This window comes from Bradyrhizobium sp. LB8.2 (assembly GCF_040548035.1).
GTDB lineage: Bacteria > Pseudomonadota > Alphaproteobacteria > Rhizobiales > Xanthobacteraceae > Bradyrhizobium.
The window spans coordinates 1-15101 of sequence record NZ_JBEPQV010000030.1 but is presented as its reverse complement, the minus strand read 5'-3'; the positions used below and the strand labels follow the sequence as shown (position 1 = coordinate 15101).

General features: G+C 63.9%; 14 protein-coding genes. All 14 read left to right on the top strand.

Features of this window, described 5'->3' with window-relative positions:
- The first annotated feature begins 43 nt into the window (after positions 1-43).
- The 14 genes from ABIB06_RS29360 to ABIB06_RS29295 all read left to right on the top strand — a co-directional run bounded on the left by ABIB06_RS29360 (position 44) and on the right by ABIB06_RS29295 (position 15039).
- A complete protein-coding gene (locus ABIB06_RS29360) occupies positions 44-1699 on the top strand; it encodes an ABC transporter substrate-binding protein (RefSeq protein WP_354051394.1) in 1656 nt (551 codons plus the stop codon).
- Between the two features lie 249 nt (positions 1700-1948).
- Positions 1949-2902, top strand: coding sequence for an ABC transporter permease (locus ABIB06_RS29355; RefSeq protein ID WP_354051395.1), 954 nt, complete (start codon positions 1949-1951; stop codon positions 2900-2902).
- A 2-nt stretch (positions 2903-2904) separates the two neighbouring features.
- The gene (locus ABIB06_RS29350) at positions 2905-3807 is read left to right on the top strand and encodes an ABC transporter permease (protein WP_354069757.1); all 903 of its coding nucleotides are present in this window, start codon (positions 2905-2907) and stop codon (positions 3805-3807) included.
- Positions 3808-3809: 2 nt separating this feature from the next.
- Positions 3810-4871, top strand: a complete 1062-nt coding sequence (locus tag ABIB06_RS29345) for an ABC transporter ATP-binding protein (protein WP_354051398.1) — start codon at positions 3810-3812, stop codon at positions 4869-4871.
- On the top strand, positions 4868-5065 hold the full coding sequence (locus tag ABIB06_RS29340; protein ID WP_354051400.1) for a hypothetical protein: 198 nt from the start codon (positions 4868-4870) through the stop codon (positions 5063-5065). Before ABIB06_RS29345 ends, ABIB06_RS29340 begins: the two co-directional genes overlap by 4 nt.
- The gene (locus ABIB06_RS29335; RefSeq protein ID WP_354051402.1) at positions 5062-6477 is read left to right on the top strand and encodes an amidase; all 1416 of its coding nucleotides are present in this window, start codon (positions 5062-5064) and stop codon (positions 6475-6477) included. The genes ABIB06_RS29340 and ABIB06_RS29335 overlap by 4 nt, the downstream gene beginning before the upstream one ends.
- On the top strand, positions 6474-7451 hold the full coding sequence (locus ABIB06_RS29330) for an ABC transporter ATP-binding protein (protein ID WP_354051403.1): 978 nt from the start codon (positions 6474-6476) through the stop codon (positions 7449-7451). The genes ABIB06_RS29335 and ABIB06_RS29330 overlap by 4 nt, the downstream gene beginning before the upstream one ends.
- A 90-nt stretch (positions 7452-7541) precedes the next feature.
- The gene (locus ABIB06_RS29325) at positions 7542-7811 is read left to right on the top strand and encodes a GlsB/YeaQ/YmgE family stress response membrane protein (RefSeq protein WP_247344183.1); all 270 of its coding nucleotides are present in this window, start codon (positions 7542-7544) and stop codon (positions 7809-7811) included.
- A gap of 261 nt (positions 7812-8072) precedes the next feature.
- Complete coding sequence (locus ABIB06_RS29320; protein ID WP_247448452.1) at positions 8073-9818, top strand: type I secretion system permease/ATPase; 1746 nt, start codon at positions 8073-8075, stop codon at positions 9816-9818.
- Positions 9815-11149, top strand: a complete 1335-nt coding sequence (locus ABIB06_RS29315; protein WP_247448453.1) for an HlyD family type I secretion periplasmic adaptor subunit — start codon at positions 9815-9817, stop codon at positions 11147-11149. Before ABIB06_RS29320 ends, ABIB06_RS29315 begins: the two co-directional genes overlap by 4 nt.
- A gap of 161 nt (positions 11150-11310) precedes the next feature.
- The gene (locus tag ABIB06_RS29310) at positions 11311-12789 is read left to right on the top strand and encodes an AMP nucleosidase (RefSeq protein ID WP_354069755.1); all 1479 of its coding nucleotides are present in this window, start codon (positions 11311-11313) and stop codon (positions 12787-12789) included.
- 153 nt (positions 12790-12942) lie between these two features.
- A complete protein-coding gene (locus ABIB06_RS29305; RefSeq protein ID WP_354051407.1) occupies positions 12943-13557 on the top strand; it encodes a tetratricopeptide repeat protein in 615 nt (204 codons plus the stop codon).
- A 158-nt stretch (positions 13558-13715) separates the two neighbouring features.
- On the top strand, positions 13716-13991 hold the full coding sequence (locus ABIB06_RS29300) for a DUF1488 family protein (protein ID WP_345947009.1): 276 nt from the start codon (positions 13716-13718) through the stop codon (positions 13989-13991).
- 367 nt (positions 13992-14358) lie between these two features.
- Positions 14359-15039 (top strand): putative hexosyltransferase, encoded by a 681-nt coding sequence (locus tag ABIB06_RS29295; protein ID WP_354051408.1) that lies wholly within the window; start codon positions 14359-14361, stop codon positions 15037-15039.
- Positions 15040-15101 lie beyond the last annotated feature (62 nt).

The following is a 15101-nucleotide window of genomic DNA, read 5'->3' as shown; positions in this document are numbered from 1 at the left end:
TTGCATCAAAATTGATCATCGAAAGACGAAGAGGATTGAGTCGATGCTTATCAAGAAGACTACGCGGGCGGCACTGATGGCTGCGCTGGCTCTGACGAGTGCGGCAGCGTGGCCGCGCGTGGCCAGCGCCGACACTGTGCTGCGGATCGGCATGACCGCTGCCGATATTCCGCGCACGCTGGGCCAGCCGGATCAGGGATTTGAAGGCAACCGCTTCACCGGCCTCACCATGTATGACGCGCTGACCGGCTGGGACCTGTCCTCGGCCGACAAGGCCAGCGTAGTGATCCCCGGTCTTGCCACCGAGTGGAAGGTCGACGACGCCGACAAGACCAAATGGACATTCAAGCTGCGCCCGGGCGTCACCTTCCATGACGGCTCTCCGTTCAACGCCGATGCCGTGGTGTGGAATGTCGAGAAAGTGCTGAAGCAGGACGCGCCGCAATTCGATGCCAGCCAAGTCGGCGTTACGGCGTCGCGTATGCCGACGCTGGCGTCCGCGAAGAAGATCGACGACATGACGGTCGAACTCACCACCAAGGAGCCCGACAGCTTCCTGCCGATCAACCTCACCAACCTGTTCATGGCGAGCCCGGCGAAGTGGCAGCATTTTTATGACAAGGCGGAAGGCGCCGACGCCAAGGCGAAGTCGCAGGCCGCATGGACCGCCTTTGCCAAGGACGCCGCGGGCACTGGCCCGTGGAAGATGGCGGCCTTCACCCCGCGCGAGCGGCTTGAACTGGTCAAGAACGCGAGCTATTGGGACAAGGCGCGCGTGCCCAAGGTCGACAAGATGGTGCTGTTGCCGATGCCGGAAGCGAATGCACGCACCGCGGCGCTGCTCTCAGGACAGGTCGATTGGATCGAGGCGCCGGCGCCGGACGCGCTGCCTGAATTGAAGCAGCGCGGCTTCAAGCTCTACGCCAACGAGCAGCCGCATGTCTGGCCATGGCAGTTCTCGCGCGTCGAAGGCTCGCCCTGGAACGATATCCGCGTGCGCAAGGCGGCAAACCTCTGCATCGACCGCGAAGGTCTCAAGGACGGTCTGCTTGCAGGGTTGATGGTGCCCGCGACCGGCACCTTCGAACCCGGCCATCCCTGGCGCGGAAAGCCGACCTTCGAGATCAAGTATGACAAGGCTGCCGCGCAGAAGCTGATGCAGGAGGCAGGCTTCGGTCCGAACAAGAAGCTGACGGTCAAGACCCAGACCTCTGCGTCCGGCTCGGGCCAGATGCAGCCGCTGCCGATGAACGAATATATCCAGCAAGCACTGGCCGAATGCTATTTCGACGTGCAACTCGACGTCATCGAATGGAATACGCTGTTCACCAACTGGCGCCGCGGCGCCAAGGATCCCAGCGCCAATAGCTCGAATGCCACCAACGTCACCTATGCGGCGATGGATCCGTTCTTCGCCCTGGTGCGCTTCCTGCAATCGGGCATGGCGCCGCCGGTCTCGAACAATTGGGGCTTTATCAACAATCCCAAGTTCGATGAACTGGTGAAGAAGGCGCGGCAAACCTTCGATCCCGCCGCGCGTGACGCCGCGCTCGCCGAACTGCACGCGGCCTCCGTCGACGACGCCGCCTTCCTCTACGTCGCCCACGACGTCGGGCCCCGCGCCATCAGCCCGAAGGTGACAGGCGTCGTGCAGCCGAAGAGCTGGTTCATCGACTTCTCGCTGGTGTCGATTCAGTAGTGAGCTGCTAGCAACGTACTCGCTGTACCCTCTCCCCTTGCGGGAGAGGGTGGCTTCGCTTTAGCGAAGCCGGGTGAGGGGTCTCTCTCCGCGAATGCGGACCTCTCAACGCAGTATCATCCGCGGAAACAAGCCCTCGTCCGGCGCCGTAGCCGAAGCTCTGCTTCGGCGTCGTCTTAAAAAAAAGGCCGCCTGAGGCGGCCTATGCCACCTTCTCCCACAAGGGGAGAAGGGAAGAAAGAATCCGACGTGCTTGCCTATATCGCCAGACGCATCGTCTATGTCGTCCCGATCGTCATCAGCGTCGCGCTGGTGTGCTTTCTGCTTGTGCACATCACGCCGGGCGATCCGCTCGTCGCGGTGCTGCCGGCCGATGCGTCGCAGGAGCTTGCCGCACAACTCCGCGCCGCCTACGGTTTTGACCGCCCGCTGCCGGTGCAGTTCGGCCTGTGGCTGATGCGCGCGCTGCATGGCGATCTCGGCAATTCCATCGCCAGCGGGCGTCCCGTGCTTGCCGAGGTCATGCGCGCGGTCAGCAACACCGTCACGCTGGCGGTTGCCGCCGCCATCATCGGCTTTACCATGGGCATCCTGCTCGGCCTGATCGCCGGCTATTTCCGCGAGACCTGGGTCGACAAGCTGGCGACGTCCTTTGCCATCGCCGGTGTTTCGGTGCCGCATTATTGGCTCGGCATGGTGCTCGTCATCATCTTTTCGGTCCAGCTGAACTGGCTGCCCGCGGTCGGCGCCGGGCCCGGCGGCTCCACCGCCTGGGCCTGGGATTGGGGGCATCTCAAATATCTCGTGTTGCCGGCGATAACGACCTCGGTGATCCCGATGGGCATCGTCACCCGCACGGTGCGCGCGCTGACCGGCGATATTCTCAGCCAGGATTTTGTCGAGGCGCTGCGTGCAAAAGGCCTGCATGAGCGCGGTGTGTTCCGCCACGTCATCAAGAACGCCGCGCCCACCGCGCTCGCGGTGATGGGGCTTCAACTGGGTTACATGCTCGGCGGCTCGATCCTGATCGAGACCGTGTTCTCCTGGCCGGGCTCGGGCTTCCTGCTCAACTCCGCGATCTTCCAGCGCGACCTGCCGCTGCTGCAGGGCACGATCCTGATCCTGGCGCTGTTCTTCGTCTTTCTCAATCTGCTGGTCGACATCGCGCAAGCCGCGATCGATCCGCGCATCAAGCGGGGCTAGCGATGAGCGAGCTTCCTTTGTCCGTCACAAGCAATGCGGCGCTTCAGGCCGCGCCCGCGACCAGGGCGCGCGGCTATTGGGCGACCGTCGGCCGCCGCATCCGGCGCGACAAGGTCAGCATGGTCTGCGCGCTGGTGCTGCTGTTGATCTTCCTGTCTGCGATCGTTGCGCCGTGGCTCGGTCTGGAAGATCCCTACAAGGGCTCGATGATCCGGCGCCTGCGCCACATCGGCACATCAGGCTACCCGCTCGGCACCGACGAGCTCGGTCGCGATATGCTGGCGCGGCTGATCTATGGCGGGCGGCTGTCGCTCCTCATCGGCATTTTGCCGGTGATCCTCGCCTTCTGCATCGGCACCTCGCTCGGCCTCGTCGCCGGCTATGTCGGCGGCAAACTCAACACCGCGATCATGCGCACGATCGACGTGTTCTACGCGTTTCCGTCCGTGCTGCTGGCGATTGCGATCTCCGGCGCACTCGGAGCCGGCATCCTCAATTCCATCGTGTCGTTGACCGTCGTGTTCGTGCCGCAGATCACACGCGTCGCCGAAAGCGTCACGACAGGCGTGCGCAACATGGACTTCGTCGACGCCGCGCGTGCCTCCGGTGCCGGTCCATTCACCATCATGCGCGTACATATCCTCGGCAATGTGCTCGGTTCGATCTTCGTCTATGCCACCAGCCTGATTTCGGTCTCGATGATCCTAGCGGCAGGCCTCTCATTCCTCGGCCTCGGCACCAAGCCGCCGGAGCCGGAATGGGGCCTGATGCTGAACACCTTGCGCACCGCGATCTACGTCAACCCCTGGGTCGCCGCGCTCCCCGGTGCGATGATCTTCGCGGTCTCGGTCTGCTTCAACCTGCTCTCGGACGGCCTGCGTAGCGCCATGGACATCAGGAACTAGCCATGAGCGAAACCAACGCTTCCGTCTTGATGCTGGAACCGGTCGAGGACCGCGGCGGCGTCGCGCAGCCGCTGCTTCAGGTCAATGGCCTCACCAAGCATTTTCCGGTTCGTGGCGGATTGTTCGCCGCAAAGCGCACCGTGCGCGCGGTGGACAACGTGTCCTTCTCCGTCGCCAAGGGCGAGACCGTCGGCATCGTCGGTGAATCCGGCTGCGGCAAGTCGACCACCGCGCGGCTGCTGATGCACCTGATGCCGCGCGATACCGGTGACATCATCTATGACGGCATGAGTGTCGGGCAGTCGCTAAGCTTGCGCGAACTGCGCCGCGGCATGCAGATGGTGTTCCAGGATTCCTACGCCTCGCTCAATCCGCGCCTGACCATCGAGGAATCGATCGCCTTCGGCCCGAAGGTGCACGACATGGCGGACGGCGCGGCGCGTGCGTTGGCGCGCGAGCTGCTGGGCAAGGTGGGGCTGGTCCCTGCAAATTTCGCCAATCGCTACCCGCACGAGATCTCCGGAGGCCAGCGCCAGCGCATCAACATCGCACGTGCGCTGGCGCTGTCGCCGCGGCTGGTGATCCTCGATGAAGCGGTCTCCGCGCTCGACAAGTCCGTCGAGGCGCAGGTGCTCAATTTGCTCGCCGATCTCAAGAGCGAGTTTGGGCTGACCTATCTCTTCATCAGCCACGACCTCAACGTCGTCCGCTACATCAGCGATCGCGTGCTGGTGATGTATCTCGGCGAGGTCGTCGAGCTCGGTCCGGTCGACCGGGTGTGGGACAGGCCCGCGCATCCCTATACGCGTGCGCTGCTGGCCGCGATGCCGTCCTCCGATCCTGATAGCCGAACCGAGACGCCGCCGATCACGGGCGATCCGCCCAATCCGATCGATCCGCCGTCCGGCTGCCGCTTCCATACCCGTTGTCCGTTTGCGGAGCCGCTCTGCGCAAATGCGACACCAAAGCTCACCGCGCTCGATACAATGGGCCACGAGGCCGCGTGCTACATGGCGATCCCGGGTTCAGGCCATAGCCGCTCGCCGAAGGAGGAAACCGCATGACGAGACCGACGACAAAAGAGATCAAGGCGACGGCACAGGTCGCGGGCGTTCCCGTCGACGACGAGATCGCGACGCGCATCTCCAATTCCATCGGACCTGCCTTTGAAGGCTTTGCGGCCATCGCCGGCACGTTGCCGTTCGACCTCGAGCCTTCGCTGTATCCGATCGCGCAGACGCACAAGGTGTCGAAATGAGTGCCGAGCCTGCATTGATGACGCTCGCCGAGGTCGCGCGTGCGATCGCGATGAAGCAGGTGTCCTCGCATGAGGTCACGCGCGCGCTGTTGCACCGCATCGCGCAATGGCAGCCGCATCTCAACGCCTTCATGTCGATCGAATCGGAGGCCGCGCTGAAGGCCGCCGACGCTGCCGACGCCGAACTCGCCAAAGGCGAAGTCCGCGGGCCGCTGCATGGCGTGCCGCTCGCGCACAAGGACATGTATTACGACGCCGGCCGCGTCGCGACCTGCGGCTCGCTGATCCGTCGCGATTTCGTGCCGACGGTGACCTCCACCGCCTTGCAGCGCCTGAAGGACGCCGGCCAGGTCCGCCTTGGCACGCTGCATCTGGCGGAGTTCGCCTATGGGCCGACCGGCCACAATGCCCATTACGGTCCGGTGCGCAATCCCTGGAACGTCGCGCATATCACCGGTGGCTCGTCGTCGGGCTCCGGCTCGGCGGTCGCGGCGCGGCTGACCTATGCGGCGCTGGGCTCCGACACCGGCGGCTCGATCCGCATGCCCGCGCATTTCTGCGGCGTCACCGGGCTGAAGACCACCGTGGGCCGCGTCAGCCGCGCCGGCGCGATGCCGCTGTCGCAGTCGCTCGACACGGTCGGCCCGCTTGCCCGCACCGCGGAGGACTGCGCGCTGCTGCTGGCGTTGATGGCCGGCCCTGATCCCCAGGATTCGACCTGCAGCCACGAGCCGCTTTCCGACTATGTCGGCGCGACCAAGGGCTCGCTGAAAGGTCTCAAAATCGGCGTCCCTTCGTCCTTCTATGTCGACGATCTCGATAGCGAGGTCGCGCGCGTGCTCGACGAGACCATCGCCGTTCTCAAGCGCCAGGGCGCCGACATCGTCACAATCGAGCTGCCGGACCAGCGGCAATTGTCCGCGGCAAGCCAGCTCGTTCTCGCGGCCGAAGCGGCCGCGTTCCACAAGCGCTGGATGATCGAGCGTGCCCAGGATTACGGCCCGCAGGTCCTGATGCGGCTTCAGAACGGTCTTGCCGTTCCCGCCATCACCTATCTCGAGGCGATGCGCTGGCGCGGCCCGGCGCTCGCCGCGCACAATGCGGCGGCCGCGGGCGTTGACGCGATTATCGCACCGGCTTCTCCCGTGCCGGCGCCGACGATCGAGGAGAGCGACGTCGGCGGCGGGCCGAACGCGCCGGCGCTGTTACAGCGGCTGACGCTGTTCACCCGTCCGGTGAACTTTCTCGGCCTGCCGTCGCTCACCGTGCCCTCAGGCTTCACCAAGAGCGGTCTTCCGATTGGCATGCAGCTGATCGGCCGCTCCTTCGACGAGGCGACCTTGATCACCATCGGCGCGGCATTCCAGCGCGTCACCGACTATCACGATAGGCTGCCGAAACTTCCGTCATGACAAAGCTCGTCGAGATCTCAGGCCTCAACATCTGCTTTACCGGGGAGCGCACGGTCTATGCCGTGAACGATCTCAGTCTCTCGCTCGGCGATGGCGAGGTGCTGGGCCTGCTCGGCGAGTCCGGTTCGGGCAAGAGCGTGACCTTGCGCGCGTTGATGCGGCTGTTGCCGAAGAAGCGCACGCAGATCGCGGGCAAGGTCAACGTCATGGGCCGCGACGTGCTCGCCATGAACGACGAGCAGCTGTCGTCGTTCCGCGGACAGACCGTGTCGATGATCTTCCAGGAGCCCGCGCTCGCGCTCGATCCGGTCTACACCATCGGCGCGCAGATCGCCGAAAGCGTCGTGCGGCACGAGGGCAAAAGCTATGCGGAGGGACGCGCGAGAGCACTCGACATGCTCGAGGTCGTGCGCATTCCTTCCGCCAAGCGTCGTCTCGATGCCTATCCGCACGAGATGTCCGGCGGCATGCGTCAGCGCGCGATGATCGCGTTGGCGCTCGCCTGCCGGCCGAAGATCCTGCTGGCGGACGAGCCGACCACGGCGCTCGACGCCACCGTGCAGATCCAGATCCTGCTGCTGCTACGCGAGTTGCAGCGTGAATTCGGCATGTCCGTCATCTTCGTCACCCACGACATCGGCGTCGCCATCGAGATCTGCGACCGCGTCGCGGTGATGTATGCCGGCCAGATCGTGGAGCAGGGCACGCTTCGCGACATCGTCCGCTCGCCGGTACATCCCTATGCCAAGGGACTGCTTGCCTCCACCATCCACGGCGCCAAGCGGGGGCAGCGGCTTGAAACCATCCCCGGCACGCCGCCCTCGCTGGCTGAAAAGCCCAACACCTGCTCTTTTGCCCCCCGCTGCGCCGTGGCCCAGCCTCGCTGCATGGAGCAACTGCCCGCGAATGTGGAAGTGGGAGCGGGCAGGGCGGCTAGGTGTGTGCTGGCGGAGCCGGTCACCGCGCTGTCCTAATATTTGGACCGGGGAACGGGGAGCAGCATTCACACCTCATTCATCCCGGCTCCAGTTCCATGGGGCCGTTCACGGAGGGGGATCGCACTTATGCACATTTCCAACGAAGGCCTGCTTGTCATCCTGTTCGTCGGCCTGATTGCCGGTTGGCTGGCGGGCAAGGTGGTGCGCGGAACCGGGTTCGGCATCATCGGCGACATCGTGGTCGGCATCGCCGGCGCGCTGGTCGCAAGCTTCCTGTTCCCGAAGCTCGGCATTCACATCGGCACCGGGCTGATATCCGAAATCGTCTATTCCGCGATCGGCGCGGTCATCCTGCTGCTGGTGGTGCGGCTGGTACGCGGCGGCGGCCGGTTCTAATGGCGCCCGAGTTCAATTGATCGAACTTTTGACCTGTCCCCGCCCGGGGAGAGGTGACATGTCTGCAAGAAAAAGCCGCAAGAACGTGAGATTCCGGACTTGCGTGCGAGGCTGGTCGGGGGTGATGTGGACCAAAGGGGTCCCGGATTATTCGGCTGCGTTGGGCGAGGAGCGCAAACGCGATATTAATCCGGGTCAATTACTCCTGAATTCGCCTTTGAAATCAGGGGCTTTGGCTCCCACCCGAAAGAGATCAGACTGATGGCAGCCGTTCCCGGCCTCCGCCGTTCAGAGCTCGGTGACGCGCTGCGCACTTGTCGCGCGGCGTTCGTCGGCGTCGGCTTGATGAGCTGCATGATCAACCTGCTCTATCTGACCGGGTCTATCTTCATGCTGGAGGTCTACGACCGGGTGCTGCCGAGCCGCAGCATTCCGACGCTGGTCGGCCTGATCGTCCTCGCCAGCTTCCTCTACATGGCGCAGGGCGTGCTCGACATGATCCGCAACCGGATCCTGGGGCGGGTCGGAACCGCGCTGGACGAAGCCCTGAACAAGCGGGTGTTCGACACCATCGTGCGCCTGCCGCTGCTGGTTGGCAGCCGCAACGAGGGTCTTCAGCCGCTGCGCGATCTCGACAATGTCCGCTCCTTCCTCGGCGGCATGGGACCGAGCGCGTTCTTCGACCTGCCCTGGCTGCCGCTCTATCTCGCCATCTGCTTCGCCTTCCACGTCATGATCGGCGTCACCGCGCTGATCGGCGCCATCATCCTGGTCGGACTGACGCTGGTCACCGAGTTCATGTCCCGCCAGCCGGCGCGCGAGGCGATGGGGCTCGCCGCCCAGCGCAACGACATCGCCCAGTCCAGCCGCCGCAACGCCGAGGTGATGGTGTCGATGGGCATGGCCGGCCGGATGAACGCGCGCTGGAGCGAGGCCAACGAAAAATATCTCGACGGCAACCAGCGTGCGAGCGACGTCGCCGGCGGTCTCGGCGCGGTCGCAAAAGTGCTGCGCATGATGCTGCAATCGGCCGTGCTCGCCGTCGGCGCCTATCTCGTCATCCACCAGGAGGCGACCGCCGGCATCATCATCGCCGGCTCGATCCTCTCGGCCCGTGCGCTTGCGCCGGTCGATCTTGCGATCGCGCACTGGAAATCCTTTGTCGCGGCACGTCAGAGCTGGCACCGCCTTACCCGTCTTTTGGAGCAGATGCCGGCGCAAACGATGCCGACCCAGTTGCAGGCGCCCACCAGCCGCCTTTCGGTCGAAGGCGTCGCCATGGTGCCCCCCGGCGACCAGCGCGTCATCGTCCAGGACATCACCTTTGCGCTCGAAGCCGGCAACGGCCTCGGCGTGATCGGACCGAGCGGCTCCGGCAAGTCGTCGCTGATCCGCGCGCTGGTCGGCGTCTGGCAGCCGGTTCGCGGCAAGGTGCGGCTTGACGGCGCGGCGCTCGACCAATGGTCGTCGGACATGCTCGGCCGCCACATCGGCTATCTGCCGCAGGACGTCGAGTTGTTCGGCGGCACCATCGCACAGAACATCAGCCGCTTCGATCCCGACGCCACCTCCGACGGCATCATCGCTGCCGCGAAAGAGGCCGGCGTGCACGAGATGATCATCAAGATGCGCGAGGGCTACAACACCCAGGTCGGCGAGCAGGGCACCTCGCTCTCCGCAGGCCAGGCGCAGCGCGTGGCGCTGGCGCGCGCGCTCTACGGCAACCCGTTCCTGATCGTGCTCGACGAGCCCAATTCCAATCTCGACACTGAAGGCGACGAGGCACTGACCCGCGCCATCCGTGGGGCGCGCGAGCGCGGTGCCGTCGTCATCGTGGTGGCGCACCGCCCGATCGGCGTGGAAGCGGTCGACCAGATCCTGGTGCTGCGCGACGGCCGCATGCAGGCCTTCGGGCCGAAGGAACAGGTCCTCGCCCAGGTACTCCAGCCGCGTGTGACGCCGCCGACACCGATCAAGATCGTCAGCGAAAGCGGAGCCAAGGCATGAGCACGATGGCGATCGGCGGCGGGAAGCCTGCCGCAAAGCGAACGGTGCGGGAATCGATCCGATTTCACCTGATGCTCGGTCTCGCGATCGTGCTGGTCCTGGCCGTCGGCCTTGGCGGCTGGGCATCGACGGTGCAGATCTCGGGCGCGCTGATCGCGCCGGGCCAGATCGTGGTCGAATCCAACGTCAAGAAGGTGCAGCATCCGACCGGCGGCGTGGTCGGCGAGGTGCGCGCCCGCGACGGCGACGTGGTCAAGGCAGGTGACATCGTGGTGCGGCTCGACGACACCGTCACCAAGGCGAACCTCGCCATCGTCACCAAGAATCTCGACGCCGCGCAGGCGCGCACGGCGCGGCTTCAGGCCGAGCAGCGCGGGATCGACAAGCTGGAGTTTCCGCAAGTCCTGCTCGAGCGCGGCAACGATCCCGATGTCAAGAACCTGCTCTCCGCCGAGACCAAGCTGTTCGACGTCCGTGTCAACGGCCGCGCCGGCCAGAAGGCGCAGCTTCGCGAACGCGTCCAGCAGCTCAACGAGGAGATCGAGGGGCTCTCCGCGCAGGAGAGAGCCAAGGACAAGGAAATCTCGCTGGTGCAGCAGGAACTCGTCGGTGTCCGCGATCTCTATGACAAGCACCTGGTGCAGATCTCCCGCCTGACCACGCTCGAACGCGATTCCGCCCGGCTCAACGGCGAGCGCGCGCAATACATCGCCTCGCGCGCGCAGGCCAAGGGCAAGATCACCGAGACCGAGCTCCAGATCATCCAGGTCGACAAGGACATGGTGAGCGAGGTCTCGAAGGATTTGCGCGAGACCAACGACAAGATCGGCGAAATGATCGAGCGCAAGGTCGCGGCCGAAGATCAGCTTCGCCGCGTTGACATCCGCGCGCCGCAGGACGGCATGGTGCTGCAATCGACGGTGCACACCGTCGGCGGCGTCGTCACCGCCGGTGACGCACTCATGCTGATCGTGCCGCAGGCCGATGATCTCCAGGTCGAGGCCAAGGTCAATCCGGTCGATATCGACAAGCTCCAGATCGGCCAGAAGACGCTGCTGCGTCTGTCCGCCTTCAACCAGCGCACCACGCCCGAGCTCAACGGCGTCGTCAGCCGCGTCTCGCCCGACGTCACCACCGATCAGCGCACCGGCCAGAGCTACTACACCATCCGCGTCTCGTTGCCAGCGGAAGAGGTCGCCAAACTCGGCGACTCCAAGCTGATCCCCGGTATGCCGGCAGAGGCCTTCGTCCAGACCGGTGACCGCACCATGCTGTCCTATCTGATGAAGCCGCTGCACGACCAGTTCATGCGGGCGTTCCGGGAGAAGTGACGCGCGAAAGCGCGTCATCCCATTCGTCATTGCGAGCGCAGCGAAGCAATCCTGTCTGCCTTCGCAGCGAAATTTCTGGATTGCTTCGCTACGCTCGCAATGACGGAGAGCCTTCGTTCTTGCTATAGTTCGATTCAGCCCCAGCAACCCGGCGTCGAACAATGCAATCCATCCAATCCCCACCGTCCATCGCCACCGAATCCTTCTCCCACGCTGGTCTCGCCGTCGCCCGCCTCGAAGAGATCTACGAGCGCAACACAAAGTTCCTGCGCGACTGGTTCGAGGCTTACGTCAACGGCGAGGCGATCACGACGCGGGTGCGGGCCTTCTATCCCTTCGTCCGCGTCACCACTGCGACGCATGCGCGGCTGGATTCGCGGCTCGCCTACGGCTTCGTCGCCCGGCCCGGTGTGCACGAGACCAGCGTCACGCGTCCGGATCTGTTTCGGACCTATCTCACCGAGCAGATCGGATTGTTGATTCAGAACCACGGCGTCCCGGTCGAAATCGGCGAATCCGGCGAACCGATCCCCGTTCACTTCGCCTATCGTCGCGATATCAACATCGAGGCGGCCATCACCACCAGCGAGAACTTCGCCGTCGCGGGATCGCTGCGCGATGCGTTCGACGTGCCTGATTTGGCCACCATGGACGATGCCATCGCCGACGGCACTTTCGAACTCCAGCCCGGCGCGCCCGAGCCGCTATCGCTGTTTCGGGCGGCCCGCGTCGACTACTCGTTGCGCCGGCTCTACCACTACACCGGCACGGACCCCGAATATTTCCAGAACTTCGTGATCTTCACCAACTACCAGTTCTATGTCGATGCCTTCGCGCAGCTCTGCCAGCAGCGGCTTCAGTCCGGCGAAGCCGGCTTCGAGGCATTCGTCGCTCCCGGCAATGTAATCACGCGCAGCGGCGGCGCGATGACGGGCGTTGCGCCCGCCCGCACGCCGCAGATGCCGGCCTTTCACCTGGTCGAGCCCGGCTATCGCGGCATCACCCTGATCAACATCGGGACCGGCCCGTCCAACGCGCGCAACGTCACCGACCACGTGGCCGTGCTGCGGCCCCATGCCTGGCTGATGCTCGGCCATTGCGCGGGCCTGCGCAACACGCAGCGGCTCGGCGACTACGTCCTTGCGCATGGTTACGTGCGTGAGGACCATGTGCTCGACCGCGAGCTGCCGCTGTGGGTACCGATCCCGGCGCTGGCGGAGATGCAGGTCGCACTCGAAGAGGCCGTCGAGGACGTCACGGGCCTCGAAGGTTTCGAGCTGAAGCGTCTGATGCGCACGGGTACCGTCGCAAGCGTGGACAATCGCAACTGGGAGATCTCCGGCCCGGCGGTGATCCGCCGTCTGTCGCAATCGCGCGCAGTTGCACTCGATATGGAATCGGCCGCGATTGCCGCCAACGGCTACCGTTTCCGCGTCCCCTACGGCACGCTGCTGTGCGTCTCCGACAAGCCCCTGCACGGCGAGATCAAGCTCGCGGGCATGGCCAGTGAATTCTACCGTCGCCGCGTCGGCCAGCATCTCGATATCGGCCTGAAGGCGCTGGAACGGCTCAAGCAGCAGGAATCGGAGCGGTTGCATTCGCGAAAGCTCCGCAGTTTCGCCGAAGTCGCGTTCCAGTAGCGCGTCCCGCCCAATTGCCGGCAGGATCTGGCAGCAAGACTGTCGCACGCACGACACTGACGTCTCCGTGAGAACGCAAGCATTCCGGAATATCGCCGTCGGAGCAGGGTTATCACGTCGTCTGGGTTGCGTTGTCAGAAACAGGAGGCAGCAATGATCACAGCGATGATCAAATTTGTCGTGCCGGGAATGCTCGCAGCGACGTTATTCGCTTCGCCAGGGCTGGCCGCGGGAGGCGGTGGTGGTGGCGGCGGTGGCGGTGGCGTCAGTTCCACCGATCCCTATGCGGGCGCCTATTCGGACCAGAAAGCGCAGCCAGCCTACCCGAAACGTTCCAACCCCAAGGCAACCCAGAAAGGCAAGAAGCCGAACAACCAGTCGCGCATCGGTGACCCCGCATTCGCGGCCGGCTACCGTGTGGCCTATGACACGATCTACGAGCGCAACGACTACGCAGCTGCGATCGAGCAGTTGAAAGCGTTGGACCATGACGATCATCCGAACGTCGCCAACCTCATCGGCTACTCCTATCGCAAGCTCGGCGACTACAAGCAGTCGCAGATCTGGTACGAGCGCGCGCTGAGGGCCGATCCGAATCACGTGCTGACCTGGCAGTATTATGGGCTCTGGCAGCTCGAGCAGGGCAACCGCGAGCAGGCGATGTATCACCTAAGTCGTATCGCCACGATCTGCGGCCGCGATTGCGAAGAGTACAAGTCTCTGGCGATTGCGCTGGACAAACCTACTGGCACGGCTCTCGTTTATTGAGACCGTAGGGCGGGGCTAGCGAAGCGTAACCCGCCAATTCCGACGACAGCTCGGGACAGGGAGTGGGCCGCGCCTTCGGCTAACGCACCCCACGCATGGTGACAAGGCGTCAGATTTTCAGGCATTGTCCGGCGCGGGGGCTCGACCGGGACGACTTGATGCCACTCATGCGCGACAGGATCATTGGCCATGATCTCGAACGGCTGGCCTTTCTCTTCACCATGCTGAACGACGGCGAGGTCGTGCAGTGCCAGATCAGCGACGCCGCGATGGACGAACTGGCGGGCATGCAGGGTACCGAAAGCAGCGCGCGGCAGGCGCAGTTCATGTCGCTGCGCGAGACCATCGAGCGGCTCGCGTCAGACCTCTACGACGAGGCGCCGAGGGTCAGGGGCCATGTCGTGCGGATTTTTACGCGACATCTGCAGCGGTAATGCCACTCCAGCCTCCGCCGTCATGCCCCCAAGTTTGATCGCTGCAATTCGTCGCGCTTAGTCTCTCTAAAGCATTCGCAAACCAAACAATCTTTTCGTAGCAATCCCAAGACATGCAAAGCTAGACATTATCCAGCCATGAATTGGTTACTCGTACAGGTTAGGTCACGAACCTGGAGCCCAGAGGCTTGCTTCGACCTTGAAGAAGTCACTATGGACGCGCCCGAAGCTTGGAGTGCCTCTGTGTTTGACGGAGCGCAAAGGAAAGCCGACCACGTCCGGAACTCAGGTATCCAATGGTTCCTGATTTCATGGAGGCGGCCAGAGGGCGCCGATGGTCGCGCACAAATCCCGCACGAGTGATCCCGTGACAAAAGAGATTGTTGGAAACGACGCGAGCCGCGAGTCCGGTCGCTACGTCAATCCGGACAAGACGCTGCCAAAGAGTTGGCGGCTTGCAATTGCCATTGCGATCGGGTGCGGATTTGTGGGCCTCGTGCTCCGCTACTTCGCCCGGGAGCACGCGACCGACGACACCATTCGGTATGTGATCCCCTGGTATGTCTTTGCTCGAGATCACGGCGTTGGTGGGCTGGCCGAAGCTTTTACCAACTATACCCCGTTTTTCAGCTATCTCCTGTTGATTGCCGCTCGATTTGATTGGCTAGGCGAGCCACTTTCCCTCCTGAAGATGATCTCGGCAGTATTCGAGTTTGGCTGCGCGATCGCTGTGGCCCAGATCGTCTGGCAAGCTACAAAGGTGCCATTGCGCGCGTCCCTGGGCTTCTGTGCCGTTTGGCTTGCACCGACGGTGATCTTCAACGGGGCAGTATGGGGGCAGACTGATTCGATCTGGACCTTCTTCACGCTGGTTTCCGTGGCGCTGTTCATGCGGGACCGAAATGGCGTCGTGTCATTTGCGTTGGCCTTTTCGGTGAAGGCCCAGGCCGTATTCCTGGGGCCCTTCGTGCTCGGCATGATTTTGCGCCGCAGGATACACGTGGCGTGGCTCGCCGCTGGACTGCACCCCTGGAATGAGACACGGTAATTGCGGTGACAGCGCGGTTGCCATGATGCGTTATCGTGCCTTGTTTTGCGCGAAGGCGGTTT

Bases quoted from the DNA above. Each gene is read 5' to 3' on its own strand.
- ABIB06_RS29335 (WP_354051402.1), top strand. From the start codon at position 5,062: ATGAGTGCCGAGCCTGCATTGATGACGCTCGCCGAGGTCGCGCGTGCG.
- ABIB06_RS29315 (WP_247448453.1), top strand. From the start codon at position 9,815: ATGAGCACGATGGCGATCGGCGGCGGGAAGCCTGCCGCAAAGCGAACG.
- ABIB06_RS29300 (WP_345947009.1), top strand. From the start codon at position 13,716: ATGCCACTCATGCGCGACAGGATCATTGGCCATGATCTCGAACGGCTG.
- ABIB06_RS29340 (WP_354051400.1), top strand. From the start codon at position 4,868: ATGACGAGACCGACGACAAAAGAGATCAAGGCGACGGCACAGGTCGCG.
- ABIB06_RS29330 (WP_354051403.1), top strand. From the start codon at position 6,474: ATGACAAAGCTCGTCGAGATCTCAGGCCTCAACATCTGCTTTACCGGG.
- ABIB06_RS29350 (WP_354069757.1), top strand. From the start codon at position 2,905: ATGAGCGAGCTTCCTTTGTCCGTCACAAGCAATGCGGCGCTTCAGGCC.
- ABIB06_RS29320 (WP_247448452.1), top strand. From the start codon at position 8,073: ATGGCAGCCGTTCCCGGCCTCCGCCGTTCAGAGCTCGGTGACGCGCTG.
- ABIB06_RS29345 (WP_354051398.1), top strand. From the start codon at position 3,810: ATGAGCGAAACCAACGCTTCCGTCTTGATGCTGGAACCGGTCGAGGAC.
- ABIB06_RS29325 (WP_247344183.1), top strand. From the start codon at position 7,542: ATGCACATTTCCAACGAAGGCCTGCTTGTCATCCTGTTCGTCGGCCTG.
- ABIB06_RS29305 (WP_354051407.1), top strand. From the start codon at position 12,943: ATGATCACAGCGATGATCAAATTTGTCGTGCCGGGAATGCTCGCAGCG.
- ABIB06_RS29360 (WP_354051394.1), top strand. From the start codon at position 44: ATGCTTATCAAGAAGACTACGCGGGCGGCACTGATGGCTGCGCTGGCT.
- ABIB06_RS29310 (WP_354069755.1), top strand. From the start codon at position 11,311: ATGCAATCCATCCAATCCCCACCGTCCATCGCCACCGAATCCTTCTCC.